Source organism: Frankia tisae, assembly GCF_025403405.1.
Classification (GTDB): Bacteria; Actinomycetota; Actinomycetes; order Frankiales; family Frankiaceae; genus Frankia; species Frankia tisai.
The window spans coordinates 1-3499 of record NZ_JANEZT010000517.1; the positions used below are offsets into that span (position 1 = coordinate 1).

Here is a 3499-nt window from a genome sequence, read left to right on the forward strand (position 1 = left end):
GGCCGGGGCGGGCACGCTCGCCTACGGTGCGCTCTACGAGCGCAACGCCTACACGCTGCGGCGGCTGTCGATCCCTACCCTCCCGGCCGGCTCGCGCCCGCTGCGCGTGCTGCACCTGTCCGACCTGCACGTCACGGCGGCCCAACGGGGCAAGCTCGCCTGGCTGGCGGAGCTGGCCCGGTTGGTGCCGGACCTGATCGCCCTTACCGGCGACGTGCTCTGCGCCGAAGATGCCCGCGACCCGCTGCTCAGCGCACTGGAGCCGCTGTACTCGTTTCCGGGTGTGTTCGTCCCCGGGAACAACGACTACTTCGTCCCCACGCTGCGCAGTCCGCACCGGTACCTGCGCCGTGCCGCGCCGGCCGAGCCGACCGGCGTCCCGCTGGACTGGGCCGGCCTCGCCAAAGACCTGGCCGCGGCGAGCGGCTGGACCGAGCTGACCAACACTCGGGCTGTCCTGGCCGTCGGCGGCAGCCGGATCGACGTGCGCGGGGTCGACGATGCCCGGCTGCGCCGCGACCGGCCCGACCTCGTTGCGGGAGCGCCGGAGTTCGGCACGCAGCTCGCGCTCGGCCTGTCGCACACGCCCGAGCCCCGGGTTCTCGACGCCTTCACCGCGGATGGCGTCGGGCTCATCCTGTCGGGTCACACCCATGGCGGCCAGATCCGGCTGCCATGGGTCGGGGCGCTGGTGAGCAACTGCGGGCTCGACCGTTCGCGGGCCCGCGGGCTGTCCCGCCACGTGACCGCCGCGGGAAGGTCCTGGCTGCACGTGTCCCCGGGCCTGGGGACCTCGCCCTTCGCGCCGGTGCGCCTGGGCTGCCGCCCCGAGGCGACGCTGCTCTGCCTGACCGCAGGGCCGGCCTGACCGCAGGGCCGGCCTGACCGCAGGGCCGGCCTGACCGCAGGGCCGGCCTGACCGCGGGGCCGGCCTGACCGCGGGGCCCGGCCGAACCCGCCGCCACCTCCCGCCCGGAACCACTGGTCCGTCGGGTATGCTTCAACTCGGTCGCGGGGTGTGGCGCAGCTTGGTAGCGCGCTTCGTTCGGGACGAAGAGGTCGTGGGTTCGAATCCCGCCACCCCGACCACATGAAAGCCCTGGTCACAGGCTCCTAGAGGAGAGCCGGACCAGGGCTTTCGTCATGGCCTCAGGCAGGGCCGGGTAGCGTCGCGCTGTGAGTCCAATCCGTGAGGTGCTCGCTCGGGTCTACGTCGAATCGCTCGACGCCGCGCTGCCCCTCTACCAGCGACTGGCTGGTGATGCGCCCACGCGTCGCTTCGGCTTCCGCGATGTCGAGCTGGCATGGGTCGGCCCCTTCCTCCTGGTAGCGGGCACGCCCGCCGCGCTGGCGCCGCTGCGCAACCGGGCGGCGACCGTGCTCGTTGACGACCTCGACGCTGTCGCCAACGCGATCACCTCGGCAGGCGGTGCACTGATCGAAGGGCCCGGCGAGTCACCCAACGGGACCCGGCTGATCGCCGAACACCCCGACGGGACGGTGTTCGAATACCTGCACATCGCGACTTGACACCGCCGGCCCAGCCCCCGCCAGTAAGTGGTGTGCGCACGAGCCGTCACCCGGTCCGCCGGGTACTCGCCTCCGTGGCGGGCGGCACGCCGCCCCGGTGGGGACGCCGCCCCGGTGGGGACATTGCTGTGACGCGACGGCGGCGGGAGCGCCGATCGTCGTGGAGCGCTGGCAGCGCGGTTCGGATCTGGGTGGCACGGGTCGGGGATCCGGCCGGACACGTGGCGCGGTTCCGCGGAACACCAAGATCGCCGGAGCTGGCCCGCGCGCGCATCGGCAGGTCGCCGCGGCCGGGGCCTACCCTCATCGGCGCCTGACGCGCTGCGGCCGGTACGGGTTGTTTTCGTGGCCGGCTGGGCATGGCGTGGCGCCGGGAGTCGGGTGCTCTACCGTGTACCCAGTACTTCCTGGGCTCATGATCGATCATTGGCCCGGTTACGTTAAGATCGCACGATGGAAAAGGGGAAGCGGGAAACTGTGGCCAAATACCGTCGAGTGGTCGTAAAACTAAGTGGCCGGGCGATCGCCGGTTCCGCCGAATTCGGCTTCGATTCGAATGCGCTGGAACATCTCGCCCGGGAAATCATCGCGGTGCGTCAGTCCGGGGTCGAGGTCGCGATCGTCGTCGGCGGTGGAAATCTCTTCCGCGGCAACCAGTCGGACCGGTGGGGAATCGATCGGGTCGAGGCCGACAACATCGGGATGCTCGGCACCGTCATCAACAGTCTGCTGCTGCGGGGCAAGCTGACCGCCCTTGGGGAGGACAACCTGCGGGTCATGACGGCGGTCCCGGTCCCGGCGGTGGCCGAGCCCTATATCCGGCTGCGAGCCGTGCACCTGCTGGAGAAGGGGGCCACGGTCATTCTCGCCTGCGGGAACGGCCAGCCCTTCCTCACCACCGACTACCCGGCGGTGCAGCGTGCGCTGGAGCTGGGGGCCGACGCGGTGCTCGCCGCCAAGGACGGCGTCGACGGCGTCTACGACAGCGACCCGAAGATCAACCCGGACGCCCAGCGATTTTCTCACCTCAGCTACGACGAGGTGATCAGCAGGGGTCTGCGCGTCATGGATCAGTCGGCATTCATTCTTGCCCGCGACTTCGGCATCCCGTTGCATATCTTCGATATCGAGCAGCAGGGGGCGATGACGGCGATCTGTCGCGGCGAACACCGGGGGACCGTCATCGACAGCACGGGCGGGAAGTCGGATTCCGCGGCGCTGGCGAGTTCCGCCGAAACGGTGGTGTGAGCCGCGGCGCCGCCGGTCGGCGCAGTTCCCGTCGCTTGCCGCCGGCCGGTACCGGGCTTGTACTCCCGCCGTGGCGGGTTGGCGGTAGGCCGCGCAATTGTTGTCTTAATCGGCGAAGTCGATGACCGGAATCCGGTCCTGTATTTTCGCTTTTTGTCATGATTCGCCCGGTCCGGCCTCGCCGGACCGGTACCGACACGTGGCCGGTACCGGCGCCGGGCTCAGCATTCGTGGGTCACTAGCGGTGGATCAGAAGCAGGAGTAGGTGGTGCTCTGGGAGGTGTCCGTGGTCGACATGCCGTCCGCGGTGCCGGTGGTCACGGTCTTGAACTGGGCCTGACCGTCGTAGCTGCAGGGCACCGAGGTGCCCTCGCCGACGCCGCTGCCGCCCCAGTACGACTTCTTGACCGGGGTCCCGACGGACATCCACTGCCCGTTCGCGTACTTCCGCAGCTGGTTGCTGATCTGCATGTTGCCCGAGTACCGGGGGTCGCAGGTGATGCCGCCGTTCGCGAAGATCGTCGAGCCGCCGGTGGGCGGCCAGGCGGTGACGGTGCAGCCGGTCGACTGGATCGAGGTGGACGCGCCGGCGGGGACGGCGCCAAACAGGCCTGCCGCCACGGCGCCGGTCGCGCCGACGGCCGCGGTCCGCAGTACTGCGCGGGTGCTGGGCACGGTTTCCTCCAGGTGGGGGTTCGGGGATGGGCGGAGGGTTCTGGGG

Annotated in this window: 4 protein-coding genes and 1 tRNA gene; 4 read left to right on the forward strand and 1 reads right to left on the reverse strand. The window is 70.4% G+C overall.

Annotation, left to right across the window (positions count from 1 at the left end; all coding sequences use genetic code 11):
• The 4 genes from NBZ85_RS29080 to pyrH all read left to right on the forward strand — a co-directional run.
• A partial coding sequence (locus tag NBZ85_RS29080; RefSeq protein WP_261563152.1) for a metallophosphoesterase occupies positions 1–868 on the forward strand: 868 nt, incomplete at its 5' end.
• A 144-nt stretch (positions 869–1012) separates the two neighbouring features.
• A tRNA-Pro gene (locus NBZ85_RS29085) sits at positions 1013–1089 on the forward strand.
• Positions 1090–1176: 87 nt separating this feature from the next.
• Positions 1177–1530 (forward strand): VOC family protein, encoded by a 354-nt coding sequence (locus NBZ85_RS29090; RefSeq protein ID WP_261560444.1) that lies wholly within the window; start codon positions 1177–1179, stop codon positions 1528–1530.
• 477 nt (positions 1531–2007) lie between these two features.
• Positions 2008–2778, forward strand: a complete 771-nt coding sequence (pyrH, locus tag NBZ85_RS29095; RefSeq protein WP_261563153.1) for a UMP kinase — start codon at positions 2008–2010, stop codon at positions 2776–2778.
• A gap of 249 nt (positions 2779–3027) precedes the next feature.
• Here pyrH and NBZ85_RS29100 read toward each other — a convergent pair.
• The coding region (locus NBZ85_RS29100) for a hypothetical protein (RefSeq protein WP_261560446.1) at positions 3028–3499 on the reverse strand (472 nt) is incomplete at its 5' end.